Origin of the sequence: Caulobacter sp. (genome assembly GCF_965279145.1) — a bacterium.
In the GTDB taxonomy this organism is placed as follows: Bacteria; Pseudomonadota; Alphaproteobacteria; order Caulobacterales; family Caulobacteraceae; genus Caulobacter.
This window is the reverse complement of sequence record NZ_OZ257139.1, coordinates 1,471,528-1,485,510: the sequence shown is the minus strand read 5'-3', so window position 1 is coordinate 1,485,510 and position 13,983 is coordinate 1,471,528. Positions and strand designations below refer to the sequence as shown.

Here is a 13,983-nt window from a genome sequence, read left to right as displayed (position 1 = left end):
AACTACGCAGGAAGGAGCCATCAAATGGCCGACGCTTACATCTTTGACGCCGTGCGCACCCCGCGCGGCAAGGGCAAGAAGGACGGATCTCTGCATGAGATCACCTCGCTGTCCCTGGCCTCCCAGGTCCTCGAGGCCCTCCGCGACCGCAACAATCTCGACACGTCCTTTGTCGACGACGTCATCCTGGGCTGCGTCGCCCCGGTCGGCGAACAGGGCAGCGACATCGCCCGCACCGCCGTGCTGACCGCCGACTACGCCGAGAGCGTCGCCGGTGTGCAGATCAACCGCTTCTGCGCCTCGGGCCTGGAAGCCGTGAACATGGCGGCCGCCAAGGTGATCAGCGGCGAGGCCGGCATGGCGATCGGCGGCGGCGTCGAGAGCATGAGCCGCGTGCCCATGGGCAGCGACGGCGGCGCCTGGCCGACCGACCCCTCCAGCGCCTTCAAGACCTATTTCGCCCCGCAAGGCGTCTCGGCCGACCTGATCGCCTCGCTCTACGGCTTCAGCCGCGATGACGTCGACGCCTACGCCGTCGAGAGCCAGCGCCGCGCCGCCGCCTCGTGGGCCGACGGCCGCTTCAAGAAGTCGGTGATCGGCGTCAAGGACCAGCTGGGCCTGACGATCCTGGATCACGACGAGACCGTTCGCGGCTCCACCACCATGCAGACCCTGGCGTCGCTGAACCCGTCCTTCACGGGCATGGGCGAGATGGCCTTCGACGCCGTGGTCACCCAGCGCTATCCGCAGGTGGAAAAGATCAATCACGTCCACCACGCCGGCAACAGCTCGGGCATCGTCGACGGCGCCGCCGGCGTGTTGATCGGCAGCAAGGAAATGGGCGAGGCCCTGGGCCTGAAGGCCCGCGGCCGCATCAAGGGCGGCGCCTCGATCGGTTCGGAGCCCTCGATCATGCTGACGGGGCCGTCGCTGGTCACCGAAAAGCTGCTCAAGCGCCTGGGCATGAGCGTCAAGGACATCGACCTTTATGAGCTGAACGAGGCCTTCGCCGCCGTCGTCCTGCGCATGATGCAGGCGCTGGACATCCCGCACGACAAGATGAACGTCAACGGCGGCGCCATCGCCATGGGTCACCCCCTGGGCGCCACCGGCGCGATGCTGATCAGCACCATGCTCGACGAACTGGAGCGCTCCGACAAGGAAACCGCCCTGATCACCCTGTGCGTCGGCGCCGGCATGGGCACCGCCACCGTCATCGAACGCGTCTAAGCACCGACCTCAAGGAACTAACACCATGGAAAACTTCAAGATCGAGGTCGATTCCGACGGCGTGGCCCTGGTCACCTTCGACGTGCCCGGCCGGACGATGAACACCCTGACCGCTTCGGTGATCAAGGAAATCGGCGACGTCGTCGAGACCATCAAGAGCGACGCCAACATCAAGGGCGCCGTCATCACCTCGGGCAAGACGACCGGCTTCTGCGCCGGCGCCGACCTGGGCGAACTGGGCGGCTCGGGCGGCCTGGGTGGCGGCGCGGCCGGCGAAGAGGGCCTGAAGGCCGCCTTCGAGGCCGGCTTCGCGCTCAACAAGGCGTTCCGCGCCCTGGAAACCTGCGGCAAGCCGGTGGCCGCGGCCATCAATGGCCTGGCCATGGGCGGCGGCCTGGAAATCACCCTGGCCTGCCACTACCGCGTCGTGGCCGACAACCCGAAGATCCAGCTGGCCCTGCCGGAAGCCAAGGTCGGCCTGCTGCCGGGCGCCGGCGGCACCCAGCGTCTGCCGCGCCTGATGGGCGTGATGAACGCCGCGCCCTACCTGCTGGAAGGCAAGTCGATGAAGCCGGCCGAGGCGCTGGCCGCCAAGGTCGTGCATGAAGTCGTGCCCGCCGATCAGGTGGTCGAGGCCGCCAAGACCTGGGTCAAGACCAAGGGCGATCCTGTCGCCCCCTGGGACAAGAAGGACTTCAAGCTGCCCGGCGGCGGTCCCTACACCCCGACCGGCAGCCAGGTGTTCGTGATGGGCAACGCCATGCTGCGCAAGAGCACCTATGGCAACTATCCGGCCCAACTGAACATCATGAAGGCGGTCTATGAGGGCACCCAGGTGCCGTTCGACGCCGCCCTGCGGATCGAGACCCGCTACTTCCTCAAGACCATGATGACGCCCCAGGCCAAGGGCATGATCCGCACCCTGTTCCTGTCTCTGCAAGAGCTGGGCAAGGGTTCGGGCCGTCCGGCCGGCGTGCCGGCCTATGACGTCAAGAAGGTCGCCGTCCTCGGCGCCGGCATGATGGGCGCGGGCATCGCCTATGTGCAGGCCATGGCCGGCATCGAGAGCGTGCTGATCGACCAGACCCAGGAAGCCGCCGACAAGGGCAAGGGCTATGCCGAAGCCCTGGTCAAGAAGGCCGTCTCGCGCGGCAAGATGACCGCCGAGAAGGGCGAGAAGGTCCTGGCCCTGATCACCCCGACCACCGACTACGCCCTGGTCAAGGGTTCGGACCTGGTGGTCGAAGCGGTGTTTGAAAACCGCGAAGTGAAGGCCGACGTCACCAAGAAGGCCGAAGCCCAGCTGGCCGACACCGCCATCTTCGGCTCCAACACCTCGACCCTGCCGATCACCGGCCTGGCCAAGGCGTCGGTGCGTCCGGAAAGCTTCATCGGCATCCACTTCTTCTCGCCGGTCGACAAGATGGGCCTGGTCGAGATCATCATGGGCGAGCAGACCAGCCAGGAAGCCCTGGCCAAGTCGATCGACTACGTCCTGAAGATCAAGAAGACCCCGATCGTCGTCAATGACAGCCGCGGCTTCTACACCAGCCGCTGCTTCGGCACCTTCGTGCAGGAAGGCCTGGAGATGATGGCCGAGGGCATCGCCCCCGCCATCATCGACAATGTCGGCCGCGCCACCGGCATGCCGCGCGGTCCGCTGGAGATGAACGACGACGTCGCTCTGGACCTCTCCTACAAGATCGGCGAGCAGACCAAGAAGGACCTCGGCGACAAGTACGAAGAGCGTCCGTTCGCGCCGGTCATCGAGAAGATGGTCGTCGAGCTGGGCCGTTTCGGCCGCAAGAACGGCAAGGGCTTCTATGACTATCCGGAAGGCGGCCAGAAGAAGCTGTGGCCGGGTCTGGCCGAGCTGATGCCCGTCACCACGACGGACGCCGACAAGGCCCTGATCGAGGAGATCCGCACGCGTCTCCTCTATCGCCAGGCCGTGGAAGCCGCCCGCTGCTTCGAGGAAGGCGTCATCGTCGATCCGCGCGAAGCCGATGTCGGCGCGATCCTGGGCTGGGGCTTCGCGCCCTGGACCGGCGGTCCCGTCAGCTTCATCGACGGCATCGGCCTGAAGGCCTTCGTCGAGGGCTGCGACGCCCTGGCCCAGAAGTTCGGCACGCGTTTTGCGCCGCCGAAGCTTCTGCGCGAAATGGCCGCCAACGGCGAGACCTTCTACAGCCGCTTCGGCGTCAAGACGAAGGCGGCGGCGTAAGCCTCTTCCATCGCTGAGACAGGAAAGGGCCCGGCGGCGACGCCGGGCCCTTTTCATGTCCGGCCCCTTCATTTCCATGCCGTGATGTTCGGGCCATGGTTCGGCCGCACCCCGTCCCTATGTGAAGAGCTTGAGTGGACGGGCGCGAGACGACAGACCGATGCAGGCGACTCTCGCCCTGATCGCCGACGGACCATCGCCGAGGCGGCGGCGAAAGCGCGGCGGCCCATGGATCCTGCTGGGTTCCGCGGCGGCGCACCTGCTGGTGCTGGGCGGACTGGTCGCGGGCGTGCGCGTCATGCCGCCCCTGGTCGAGCCTCCGGCCATCAGGGTGGAACTGCTCAGCCCCGTGCTTCCCACCGAGGCGATGGCGCGACCGGTCCAGCCCAAGCCCGCCGCTCACTTGTCGGCGCCGGCGCCGGCCAGATCGCCACCGCTCGCCAAGGCCGCGCCCGCGCCGACGTTGACGGTTCCCGCCGCGCCGACCCAGGCCGTCGCCCCGCCAGGCTTCAAGGCCCGCGCCCTGACCGGCGGCGGCGACGCGCTTCGCGAGGCGGCGCGCGACGGCATAGGCTGTCGCAACGCCGACGAACTGGCCCTGACCAAGGCCGAGCGCAACGCCTGCGCCGAAAAGCTGGGCGAGCAGAACAAGAACCGCCCGGCCATGTATGCCGTCATCGATCCCGACAAGAAGGCCGCCTTCGACGGGGCCTGCAAGAAGGACGACGACTGGTGCCTCTACCGCACCGGCAAGGGGCCCTATCCGGGCATCTTCGCGCTGGGCAAGAAGAAGAAAATCAAGGGCTGGGACTGACCCGCAACGAAAAAGGGCCCCGCCTTTCGGCGGAGCCCTCGATCAGGGTCTGAGGTTGGAGCTTACCAGCTCTTGGTCAGGCCGATCATCACCCGACGCTCGGCTTGCAGGCCGCTGGGGCCCTTGGCCTGCATCTGACGATCATGCATCAGGTTCTGGCCGTTCAGAGCCAGGACCAGGCCATCGGAGACCGTGTAGGCGACCCGGCCGGCGACCGTGGTGTAGCCCTTGACCGGCTCCAGCAGGTTGCCGTTGTACGACGAGAACTTGCTGACGAAGTGAGCGTAGCCATCGACCGCCCACTTGTCGTTCGACCAGCCCGCGGCGAGGTTGCTGCGATACTTGGGCGAGGTCGCCTCGAAGTTCACCTTGCGCAGGATGACCGACGACAGGGTGGTGAAGGGCTTGTCATTGACGTTCGTGTAGGTGGTGTCGGCGGTCCAGTGGAAGCCGCCGTCCAGCTTGCCCGAGGCGGACAGCTCGACGCCGCTCATCTTCGAGTCGGACACGTTCTTGTAGGTGAAGGTGGTCCAGGTGGTCGCGGTGGCGGCGATGTCGACGGCCGCCGTGCTGAACTGACCCTTCACGCTTTCGGTCTTCTGGGTGAACAGCTTGACGCTGGCCCGGGCCTTCAGCGAGGGCAGGGCGCGGTCATAGGTCAGCTGATAGTTGCTGACGATGGCCGGCTCCAGCAGCGGGTTGCCGGTGATCAGCACGCCGGTGGGCGCCGCCGTGGCGGGCGGGATCAGCAGGCCGCCCAGTTCCAGCAGGGTCGGAGCCTGAACGCCGCGGGCGTAGGTGGCGCGCAGGGTGTCCTTGTCCGAAACCTTGTAGACCGCGCCGAGATTGACGCTGGTCTCGGTGATGTCACGATCCCACAGGCTGTTGTTGGCCTGCGGCGTGCCGACGGGGAAGGTGCCGGTGCGCTTCAGGCTCAGCTTGTCGAGGCGGACCGCGGTGGTCACCGACAGCTTGGGGCTGACGACCCAGTTCCACATCGCCGACGGCGCCAGCACGGTGTAGCTGATCTTGCCGCCGGCATAGCCAGCCGTGTCCAGCTGGTTGTCGCGGTATTCCAGGCCGACGCGCACGGTGTGGGCCGCGCCGATCTTGAACAGGTCTTCCAGGCTGTAGACGGTGATGTCGTTCATGTAGCGACGACCGGGCGTCAGGCCGTCCAGGCCGTTGTGATAGACTTGGGCCTGGAGCAGACCAGCCTTGGTGTCCGCGTTCAGCGTGGCCTTCAGCGAGTCGGTCTTGATGCGGTGAACGGCGTAGGCGAAGGTCGAGATCACCTGGGTGCTCGAGCCGTTCGACATCGAACCTTCGACGCGCAGGGTCGTCTTGTCGTTCAGCTGGGCCACGGCGTCGATATTGGCGCGGGCCGTCGACGGATTGTGGATCTGCGAGGCCAGGACGGCGCCCGTGCCCGACGTGGTGTTCTTCCACTCATCGGCGTGGTCGACGCCGCCCGAGATCCGGAACGACAGGCGCTCGCCCAGGCGGACGGTCTTCACGGCCGAGACGCTGGTGCTGGACCCCGTGCCGGCCCGCAGTTCGATGACGTTGGTGTCGTCGAACTTCGGATTGAAGGTGATGATGTTGACCACGCCCGAGACGGCGTTGAAGCCGAAGATGGCGCTGTTGGGACCGCGCACGACTTCGATCTGGCGGATTTCGCTCAGCTCGATCGGCAGCGAGGCCCAGTCGGTATAGCCGAAGTGGTCCAGATAGACCTGGCGGCCGTTGATCAGCACCAGCAGGCGCGGCGAGCGGGCCTGGTTGTAGCCGCGGATGCCGACGTCGGACTGGCCGGCGGCGAAGTTCAGCACATCCACGCCCGCGACGCGGCTCAGGATCGTCGGCAGGTCGCCGGCGCCCGAGCGCTTGATGTCGGAAGCGCTGATGATGGTCATGTCGACCGGCGCTTCGGTGGCGCGTTGCGGCGAGCCGGTGGCGCTGGTGGTGACGGGCTCGTTGAACAGCTGTTCCATCGCGCCGTAGTCGATCGACTGGGCCGAAGCGGTGGTCGCCGAGGCGAGGATGCAGAGGCCGACCGCAGCGCCGGCGAAGAGAGTCGTTTTCATGGGTGTGTCTCTTTCGTTCGCTAGGGTCAGACTTCGCGGATCATCATGCGGAAGGCGGCCTTGAAGACCGCGCCCACCGCGGCCGCCGCCGAGCGGCTGACCACGATTTCCACCTTCGGGTCGGCCGAGACGCTCATGACGCAGGCGCCGCTGGTCACGCAGGACATGTCCGAACCGATCGTGATGATCTTCTTGCCCTTGGCGGCCGCGCCGACCGGGCCGGCGTTGACGCCCGTGGTGATGTAGAGAGCGGCGACGCCCGACACGCCGGCGACGTCACCGGCTTCGACCGGCTTGCCGACCAGGGTCAGTGCGCCGGCGCTCAGGCCGCCGCCGATGGCGGCCATGACCGCGTTCTTCTCGGCGACCGAGGCGGGCTTGGACGGATCGAAGACGACGCCCAGCGTGGCTTTGCCCGTCGGACCGTTCTCGAGGAAGGTGAGTGCGCGACCCGCGACCTGCAGGTCTTTGGCGGCGTCGGCGTGTGCGCTTAGCGGCGCGGCGGCGAGCACCAGGGCAAATAGCGCCAGCGCGCCTGGCTTGATCTTGTTCGACATCATGTTCATCCCCTGCCCGGTGTCTGCCGAGCTTTCGCGTTAGGGAATTGGACGTCCGATAGTAAACAGAAAGTAACCGACCGCCGCATAACGCGGTTACGCTTCGATAGATTTAAAGATGTCGCAAGTATAAAACGCCGCACTACCCAGCCATACCGACGATTCAATATCGTCTATCGCGATATTTACATCATCATGTCTCGAATATAGCCTCCGAAAGGCTGCTCCATAACCTCATCTGACTTATGGAGAGGCTTTGGAGCTTAAGCTGAGCTGGCGGTAGTGCCGGCCCCAGGACAGGGCAGACCGGCGGCGAAACCGGTCATGGCGCGGCGCGAAAACTGAAACGGTCATTTTGTCGCAGAGGCCGGTCAAGGGGGCAAACGCTCCCCATTTTGGGGATATGCCACCCTTCCCCGCGCCACTTCGGGGGCGCCGTCAGGGACCGTCGCGGCGCGGGCCATGGCGCGAATGACCGCGAAATGACGCCCCGAAGCGGCGCGAGCGGACGTCCGCGAGCAGGCGAACCGCCTCAACCCGGAAGGCTGCCGCAGGCGTCGAGATGTCGGATTTCGGAGAAGGAGGGTGGTGCCGCTTAGGTGACTCGAACACCTGACCCCATCATTACGAATGATGTGCTCTACCAGCTGAGCTAAAGCGGCCCACGTCGCTTCGGGCGAAGCCCGACCGCGAGGAGGCGCCTATTTAGCGGGGCGAGGGCCACTTGCCAAGCGCCGTCTTGCACCTGAATTGCGACGCGGCGCTGGACCCTCTCCGGGAGGCTCCGAAAGCGGCGCCGTGTCGAACACGCCAGGGTCATCGGGGATCGGCATCAGCGGCCCGCCGACCTCGGCCGCGCGGACGAAGGGCGTCGATTCCACATAGGCCGACGGCAGCTCGGGCAAGTCGTTCATGGTGCGCTCGCGCCGCTCGTGGCGCGGGTGGATCAGCTCGCCCGTCTCGGCGAAGCTGACGGCCAGGCGGGCCCAGTCCTCGCGACCATAGGCGAAGGCGCGCCCCTCGGGGTCGAGGTCGGACCAGTCGGGCTCCTGCGGCGCGGCAGCGCCGCGAGCGATCCAGGCGCGCGCCTCGTCGGCCTCTCCGTTGGCGAAGGCGACCCGGGACATGAGGCCGGCGAAGCGGGCGGTCGGGGCCTCCGCGTCCAGCAGGCGGGCGGCGGCGCGGGCGGCGACCGGATCGCCGCCGATCAGAGCGCTCTCGACGCGCAGGATGCGGCTCTCGCGCGCGTCAGGCTTCAAGGCCGCCAGGGCGGCCAGGCGCGTGGCCCGGGCCTTTGGGGTCTCGTTGGTCTTCAGGTCGCGGTAAGCCAGCCACAGGGCCGGGTGGGGCGCGCTCTTCCAGGCGGCCTCGATCAGTTGTCCGGCCTTGGCGACCTTGCCATCGGCGGCCAGCAGACGCGCGGCCATGACCACGCCCGGGGCGAAATCAGGCTTGAGCCTGGCCGCCTGGGTGGCGAAGTCGAGGGCCTGGGCGCGCTTGCGGGCGTCCTCGGCGCCGTCCAGGCTGGCGGAGGAGGCGGCCAGCAGGGCGGCGCGGGCGCGTTCGGCGACAACCGGGGGCACGATCTTGCGATCCAGAGCGCTCTGGGCCAGATCCAGCGCCGAGGCCCAGTCACCGGCCTCGAGTCGCGATTCCAGCAGGGCCCGCCAGGCCCAGCGGGCCGTCCGGGCCAGGCCAAAGGCGGTTTCGGCGTGACGGACGGCGGCGACGCGGTCGCCCTCGGCGAGGGCGGTCTGCATCAGGCCGCGCAGACCGGCCAGGCGCATCTCGGGAAAGCCGAGCATGGCGGTATAGGCGGCCTTGGCGGCGGCGTGATCGCCGGCGGCCTCAGCCGCCTGGGCGGCCAGGACGCGCACGAGGCCGGGCGCATCCTCGGCCAGGTCAGCGGCCTTCTGGGCGAGACGGCGCGCTTCCGAGCCATCGCCCGCCGCGACGGCGAGAAAGCCGCGCGACAGGGCCTCGACGCCCTGTTGCCGCTTGTTCTCGGCCCGGGCCCTGGCCGCGCGGCGCGGGGCTTCGATCACCCAGATCAGGCCGCGCCAAAGGATGGTGGCCAGCAGCGCCGAGAACAGGGTGAGCAGGGCGGCGGCGGCGGCCGTCATCTCGATGCGCCAGCCCATCCAGTCCAGATGCGCCCGGCCCGGCTCGCCCGTCAGGGCCACGATGGCGACGGCGACCGCCGCGACCACGAAGAGGATGAACGCGGTGCGGATCATGGGGCGGCCCGCGAGACCTGGGCCAGGCCGGCCAGGGCGTCGGCCCGGATGGCGGAGACGTGGCGATCAATCTCGACGCGGCGCTCGGCCGAGGCCAGCCACGGGGCCAGAACCATGCGGGCGGGGTCGGGAAGGGTGTCCAGCGCCCGGATCGCGCCCTCGACATCGCCTTCGTCGAGCAGGCGCTGGGCGCGGGCCAGCTTGGCGTCCGGCGTCGAGCCGCGCGTCGAGCTGATCTGGCGGATCGAGACGATGCTGGAGAGGGCGTAGCGGACGCGGGCCAGCAGGTCGGCGTCCTCGCCGGGATTGTGGGCGGCGGTGGCGGCGCGGCCGGCCAGGCTTTCGAACTCGGCAGCCAGGCCGGCGCGGGTCGGCGCGCCGGCCTCGGCCAGACGGGCCAGGGCCCTCAGGTCGGGCGACAGCGGCAGCACCCGCTCCAGGCTGGCCAGGTCCTCGCCGAACGGTCGTGAGGTCTGCGCGGCCTCGGCCAGGGCGGCGGCGGCCAGGCTGGCGGCGGCGGCGTCGAGGACGCCCCTCTGGCCGGCTTCCAGGGCGACGATACGTCCCTCCAGGCGGGCGATCTCGGCCGAGGCCGGAGCCGCGTCGGGTGGGGTCGCCTCGACCGGCAGGGGCGAGCCTACCGGCAGACGGGCACCGGGCGGGGTCGCGCTGGGCGTGGCGACGATATCGCTTTGGACCGGCTCGGCCTTCAGCGGGAACCAGCTGGGTCCGAAGCGGGTGACCAGGGCGCCCAGCGCCACGCAGACGACGCAAAGCGCGAGCATCGCCCAGAAACCGGGCCCTAGCAGCGGACGGCGGCGGGCATAGATCGCGGGATCGCTGGGGGCGATGATTTCAGCGGGATCTGGAGCGGCGTTCATGCGCCCATTCGTGCCCCACGCCGAACCGCCGCGCAATGTTCAAGCTATCGCGTCAGAAGATCCAGCAGGGCGGATTCGCGGGGTCGAGGCGCGAAGGCCACAGGCCCCAGACGTCCTTCCCGATGGGCGGCGGCCAGGGGCTCGGCCACGGCGGGCGACAGGCACAGGGCCTTCAGGCCTGGCGCCGGCGCGGTCCGCAGGATCGCCGCCAGTCCCCGCGCAGCGCGGGGCGAATGCAGCAGCACGGCGTCAAGCTCCCCCAGGCGGTCCAGGGTTTGCGGCGTCGGCGCGCGGTCCCGCGAGGCGTAGACGGCGAGGGCGCGGGCCGCGACGCCGCCACGGGCCAGCAGGGCGGGCAGATCGGCGGCCGGCTCCTCGGCGCCGACGCACAGCACCTGGCCGGGACGCGTCGCGGCGATCACTGCGGCCAGGGCCTCGACATCGCCGTCGGCGCTGACGGGATTTGCGAAACCCGCCGCGCGGGCGGCCATGGCCGTCGTCTCGCCCACGGCGAAGACCGGCAGGTCGCGAATCGCCGACAGGCGGGCGAAGGCCTCGACGCCGTTGGCGCTGGTGAAGGCCAGGGCCGCGATGTCGCCCAGGTCGACCTCGGGCGTCAGGGCGCAGATTTCCAGCAGCGGGTCGACCAGCGGCGCGTAGCCCAAGGCCTCGACCCGGCGGGCCGTGGCCTGGGCGCCGGGCTGGGCGCGGGTGATCCAGATCGCGCCGCCCGCGCTCATGGGTCCTAGTCCGGCAGGATCAGGGCGTCGCCGCCCTCGGCCCGCACTTGACCGCCCAGCGACAGGCCCAGCGCGCGGGCGGCGGCCACATCGTCGGCCCCATCCAGGGTGATCTCGCCCTCGCGACGGAAACGTTGAACGCCATCGGGCGTCAGGGCCTCGACGATCATCGACAGGCTTTGACCGTCCAGGATGGCATGCGCCCCGATCGCGGTGCGGCAGGAGCCTTCCAGCGCATAGAGCGCGCCGCGCTCGGCGGCCACGCAGATCGTGGTCGGACGGCAACGGACGGCTTCCAGCCAGTCGGCGTTCACATCCTCAAGCCGGGTCTCGATGACCAGGGCGCCCTGACCGGGGGCCGGCGGGCAGGCGATCGGATCGATCCAGCTCTTCGGCAGATGTCCAAGGCCCAGGCGGTTCAGGCCGGACTGGGCCAGCAGGATGGCGTCGGCCTCACCGCGCTCCAGCTTGGCCAGACGGGTGTCGACATTGCCGCGCAGCATGATGATCTCGAGATCGGGCCGCACGTGCAGGGCCTGAGCCTGGCGACGCAGAGACGCCGTGCCCAGCCGTGCGCCGTGGGGCAGGTCTTCCAGACGGTCGCACACATGGCTGATGAAGGCGTCGCGCGGATCCTCGCGTTCGGGCGTGGCGGCCAGGATCAGGCCCGGCGGCAGTTCGGCGGGCATGTCCTTGAGCGAGTGGATGGCGCAGTCGATGCGGCCGTCCAGCAGGGCTTCCTCGATTTCCTTGGTGAACAGGCCCTTGCCGCCGATCTCCATCAGGCGACGATCCTGGATGCGGTCACCCGAGGTCACGATCGGGATCAGGGGCGCATAGGCCTCTTCCTCGCCGGGGGACGCGCCGAGCGCGGCGGCGATCCGCACCTGCATGAGGCCGGACTGGGCCAGTGAGAGCTTGGAGCCGCGGGCGCCAATGCGGATGGGAGGTTGCCGGGACACGGTCGGAACGTTACCTGCGGAGACAAGATTGAAGTCATCGCTGCTACAGGAGCGGCGGGAACCCCGCAACCGAATGCCGAACCCCAAGACCCTGACGATCCTTGGCCTGGAGACCAGCTGCGACGAGACCGCGGCCTCGGTCGTGCGTCGCGCGGCGGATGGAACGGTGACGGTGTTGTCGTCTGTCATCGGCACCCAGTTCGAGCAGCACGCCCCGTTTGGCGGCGTCGTGCCCGAGATCGCCGCCCGCGCTCACGTGGAAGCCATCGACGCCATCGCCGCCGAGGCGATGCGCGCCTCGGGTCTGTCGTTCGCTGATCTGGACGGCGTCGCGGCCACGGCCGGACCCGGCCTCGTGGGCGGGGTGATGGTCGGGCTGGCGTTCGGCAAGGCCGTGGCCCTCGCCCGCGACGTGCCCCTGGTGGCGGTCAATCATCTGGAAGGTCACGCCGTCTCGGCCCGCCTGGGCGCCGACATTCCCTATCCCTTCCTGCTGCTGCTGGTATCCGGCGGTCACTGCCAGTTGCTGGAGGTCGCCGGGGTCGGCGCCTGCACCCGCCTGGGCACCACCATCGACGACGCGGCCGGCGAGGCCTTCGACAAGATCGCCAAGTCCCTGGGCCTGCCCTATCCGGGCGGTCCGGCCCTGGAAAAGCTGGCGGCGAGCGGCGATCCGAGCAAGTTCGAGCTGCCGCGCGCCCTGCTGGGCCGCAAGGACTGCGATTTCTCGTTCTCGGGCCTGAAGACCGCCGCCGCCCGGCAGGCCGAGAAGATCACGGACGACCAATCGCGCGCCGATCTGGCCGCCGCCGTCCAGGCCGCCATCGCCCGCCAGCTGTCGGAACGCACCGACCGCGCCATGAAACTCTATAGAGAGAGCCATCCGGACCAGCCGCTGCGCTTCGTGGTGGCCGGCGGCGTGGCGGCCAATGGCGCGGTCAAGGCGGCGCTGAAGAAGAACTGCGACGACAACGGCTTTACGTTCGACGCGCCGCCCCTGGCCTATTGCACCGACAACGCCGCGATGATCGCCCTGGCCGGCGCGGAGCGCCTGGCGCTGGGGATTTTCGACGATCTCGACGCCGTGGCGCGTCCACGCTGGCCGCTGGACGAAGCTTCCGCGTTGTCAAATCCGAGCAACAGTTTCGGTCGCAAGGGAGCCAAGGCATGACCTTTAAGCACGCAGGCGTCATCGGCGCCGGGGCCTGGGGCACGGCCCTGGCCCAGGTCTGCGCCCGGGCCGGCCTGAAGGTCACCCTGCAGGCCCGCGAATCCGAGGTGGTCGAAAGCATCAAGGCCAAGGGCGAGAATACGCTGTTCCTGCCGGGCGTCGCGCTCGAGGCCGAGATCGCCGCCGTCTCCGACATGGCCGGTCTCGCCGGCTGCGACCTGATCCTGGCGGTCGCCCCGGCCCAGCACCTTCGCTCGGCGCTCAAGGCCCTGGCGCCCCATCTGCGCGCCGGCGTGCCGGTGGTGCTGTGCGCCAAGGGCGTCGAGCAGGGCAGTTTGAAGCTGATGACCGAGGTCGCCGCCGAGACCCTGCCGGACGCTCCGATCGCGGTGCTGTCGGGTCCCAGCTTCGCCGGCGAGGTGGCGCGCAACCTGCCCACCGCCGTCACCCTGGCCTGCGAGGACGAGGCCCTGGGCCGCGCCATCGCCGAGACCATCGCCACCCCGACCTTCCGCCCCTATCTCGTCGCCGACCTGATCGGCGCGGAGGCGGGCGGGGCGGTCAAGAACGTGTTGGCCATCGCCTGCGGCATCGTCGAGGGCAAGGGTCTGGGCCGCAGCGCGCACGCCGCCCTGATTACCCGGGGCTTCGCCGAGTTGACCCGTCTTGCGGTGGCCTTGGGCGGCAAGGCCGAGACCGTCGCCGGCCTGTGCGGCCTGGGCGATCTGGTGCTCACCTGCTCCAGCCCCCAGTCGCGTAACATGAGCGTGGGCCTGGCCCTGGGCCAGGGCATGAGCCTGGAAGAAGCCTTGGCCGGCAAGCTGTCGGTGGCCGAAGGCGTCGCCTCGGCCCCGGCCGTGCGTCAACTGGCGCGGCGCCTGGGTGTCGAGGCCCCGATCTCTCAGGCTGTCGCCGCCATCCTGGCCGGCGAGGTCGAGGTCGACGCCGCCATCGCCGGCCTGCTGTCGCGCCCGCTGAAGGCTGAAGTTTGAAACGTCTTGCGTCCTTCGAGGCTCACCTGCGGTTCGCACCTCAGGATGAGGATCGTGGATTGCACCTGAATTCCTCATCCTGAGGCGC

11 protein-coding genes and 1 tRNA gene are annotated in these 13,983 nt (G+C 69.0%); 5 read left to right on the top strand and 7 right to left on the bottom strand.

Annotation, left to right across the window (positions count from 1 at the left end):
- The first annotated feature begins 24 nt into the window (after window positions 1-24).
- The 3 genes from ACQY9P_RS06865 to ACQY9P_RS06855 all read left to right on the top strand — a co-directional run bounded on the left by ACQY9P_RS06865 (window position 25) and on the right by ACQY9P_RS06855 (window position 4,268).
- Window positions 25-1,230, top strand: a complete 1,206-nt coding sequence (locus tag ACQY9P_RS06865; protein WP_421739990.1) for an acetyl-CoA C-acetyltransferase — start codon at window positions 25-27, stop codon at window positions 1,228-1,230.
- 25 nt (window positions 1,231-1,255) lie between these two features.
- Window positions 1,256-3,454 carry a 3-hydroxyacyl-CoA dehydrogenase NAD-binding domain-containing protein gene (locus tag ACQY9P_RS06860; RefSeq protein ID WP_421739991.1) on the top strand — a complete coding sequence of 733 codons (2,199 nt, stop codon included), beginning with the start codon at window positions 1,256-1,258 and terminating at the stop codon, window positions 3,452-3,454.
- A 160-nt stretch (window positions 3,455-3,614) separates the two neighbouring features.
- Window positions 3,615-4,268: a hypothetical protein gene (locus ACQY9P_RS06855; RefSeq protein WP_421739992.1), complete on the top strand. Its 654-nt coding sequence runs from the start codon at window positions 3,615-3,617 to the stop codon at window positions 4,266-4,268.
- A gap of 62 nt (window positions 4,269-4,330) precedes the next feature.
- On the opposite strand, the gene ACQY9P_RS06850 is transcribed toward ACQY9P_RS06855, so the two are convergent.
- The 7 genes from ACQY9P_RS06850 to hemC all read right to left on the bottom strand — a co-directional run bounded on the left by ACQY9P_RS06850 (window position 4,331) and on the right by hemC (window position 11,732).
- Complete coding sequence (locus tag ACQY9P_RS06850; RefSeq protein ID WP_421739993.1) at window positions 4,331-6,355, bottom strand: TonB-dependent receptor plug domain-containing protein; 2,025 nt, start codon at window positions 6,353-6,355, stop codon at window positions 4,331-4,333.
- 26 nt (window positions 6,356-6,381) lie between these two features.
- Window positions 6,382-6,912, bottom strand: a complete 531-nt coding sequence (locus ACQY9P_RS06845; protein ID WP_421739994.1) for a hypothetical protein — start codon at window positions 6,910-6,912, stop codon at window positions 6,382-6,384.
- Between the two features lie 586 nt (window positions 6,913-7,498).
- A tRNA-Thr gene (locus ACQY9P_RS06840) sits at window positions 7,499-7,574 on the bottom strand.
- A 39-nt stretch (window positions 7,575-7,613) separates the two neighbouring features.
- Window positions 7,614-9,149 carry a heme biosynthesis protein HemY gene (locus tag ACQY9P_RS06835; RefSeq protein WP_421739995.1) on the bottom strand — a complete coding sequence of 512 codons (1,536 nt, stop codon included), beginning with the start codon at window positions 9,147-9,149 and terminating at the stop codon, window positions 7,614-7,616.
- On the bottom strand, window positions 9,146-10,030 hold the full coding sequence (locus tag ACQY9P_RS06830) for a COG4223 family protein (protein ID WP_421739996.1): 885 nt from the start codon (window positions 10,028-10,030) through the stop codon (window positions 9,146-9,148). The genes ACQY9P_RS06835 and ACQY9P_RS06830 overlap by 4 nt, the downstream gene beginning before the upstream one ends.
- 44 nt (window positions 10,031-10,074) lie before the next feature.
- Entirely contained in the window at window positions 10,075-10,770 is a 696-nt protein-coding gene (locus tag ACQY9P_RS06825) for a uroporphyrinogen-III synthase (RefSeq protein WP_421739997.1), read from the bottom strand.
- A 5-nt stretch (window positions 10,771-10,775) separates the two neighbouring features.
- Window positions 10,776-11,732 (bottom strand): hydroxymethylbilane synthase, encoded by a 957-nt coding sequence (gene hemC, locus ACQY9P_RS06820; protein ID WP_421739998.1) that lies wholly within the window; start codon window positions 11,730-11,732, stop codon window positions 10,776-10,778.
- Window positions 11,733-11,805: 73 nt separating this feature from the next.
- On the opposite strand from hemC, the gene tsaD reads away from it, so the two are divergent.
- Window positions 11,806-12,903 carry a tRNA (adenosine(37)-N6)-threonylcarbamoyltransferase complex transferase subunit TsaD gene (gene tsaD, locus ACQY9P_RS06815; protein ID WP_421739999.1) on the top strand — a complete coding sequence of 366 codons (1,098 nt, stop codon included), beginning with the start codon at window positions 11,806-11,808 and terminating at the stop codon, window positions 12,901-12,903.
- Window positions 12,900-13,895: an NAD(P)H-dependent glycerol-3-phosphate dehydrogenase gene (locus tag ACQY9P_RS06810; RefSeq protein WP_421740000.1), complete on the top strand. Its 996-nt coding sequence runs from the start codon at window positions 12,900-12,902 to the stop codon at window positions 13,893-13,895. Before tsaD ends, ACQY9P_RS06810 begins: the two co-directional genes overlap by 4 nt.
- The last annotated feature ends 88 nt before the right edge of the window (window positions 13,896-13,983 follow it).

Coding starts and splice junctions, on each gene's coding strand:
- ACQY9P_RS06865 (WP_421739990.1), top strand. CDS start 25: ATGGCCGACGCTTACATCTTTGACGCCGTGCGCACCCCGCGCGGCAAG.
- ACQY9P_RS06860 (WP_421739991.1), top strand. CDS start 1,256: ATGGAAAACTTCAAGATCGAGGTCGATTCCGACGGCGTGGCCCTGGTC.
- ACQY9P_RS06855 (WP_421739992.1), top strand. CDS start 3,615: ATGCAGGCGACTCTCGCCCTGATCGCCGACGGACCATCGCCGAGGCGG.
- ACQY9P_RS06850 (WP_421739993.1), bottom strand. CDS start 6,355: ATGAAAACGACTCTCTTCGCCGGCGCTGCGGTCGGCCTCTGCATCCTC.
- ACQY9P_RS06845 (WP_421739994.1), bottom strand. CDS start 6,912: ATGTCGAACAAGATCAAGCCAGGCGCGCTGGCGCTATTTGCCCTGGTG.
- ACQY9P_RS06835 (WP_421739995.1), bottom strand. CDS start 9,149: ATGATCCGCACCGCGTTCATCCTCTTCGTGGTCGCGGCGGTCGCCGTC.
- ACQY9P_RS06830 (WP_421739996.1), bottom strand. CDS start 10,030: ATGAACGCCGCTCCAGATCCCGCTGAAATCATCGCCCCCAGCGATCCC.
- ACQY9P_RS06825 (WP_421739997.1), bottom strand. CDS start 10,770: ATGAGCGCGGGCGGCGCGATCTGGATCACCCGCGCCCAGCCCGGCGCC.
- tsaD (WP_421739999.1), top strand. CDS start 11,806: ATGCCGAACCCCAAGACCCTGACGATCCTTGGCCTGGAGACCAGCTGC.
- ACQY9P_RS06810 (WP_421740000.1), top strand. CDS start 12,900: ATGACCTTTAAGCACGCAGGCGTCATCGGCGCCGGGGCCTGGGGCACG.